The organism is Halomonas sp. ND22Bw, from assembly GCF_003011945.1.
Taxonomy (GTDB): Bacteria; Pseudomonadota; Gammaproteobacteria; order Pseudomonadales; family Halomonadaceae; genus Halomonas; species Halomonas halophila.
In genome coordinates this window covers 1-238 of record NZ_PXWD01001727.1, presented here as the reverse complement: position 1 = coordinate 238, position 238 = coordinate 1, and the positions used below count along the sequence as shown (strand labels likewise).

General features: G+C 63.9%; 1 protein-coding gene. It reads left to right on the top strand.

The window, feature by feature from the left end:
• Nucleotides 1-35: 35 nt before the first annotated feature.
• The coding region (locus CVH10_RS24190) for a hypothetical protein (protein ID WP_219925106.1) at nucleotides 36-238 on the top strand (203 nt) is incomplete at its 3' end.

Sequence of the window (238 nt, the reverse complement as noted above, 5' to 3'; positions counted from 1 at the left end):
AGCGTGGACCTGCATCAAGCCGAGACCCTGGTCGCATGATGGCTCTGATACTGGCCCTGCTGGCCGATCCCGTTTCCGCTCTCGCGCCTGTCGGCGTCGGTCGTTTCGCCATCTACGCCGATGTGAACTCCATCGAGCGCCACGGCGACATCGCCCACATGCGCGAACTTCAGGTCACAGAGACCGGCTTCAAGGTCGGCGACGTGGTCTATGTCGGCGGCTGGTCGCGTTGGGCGTT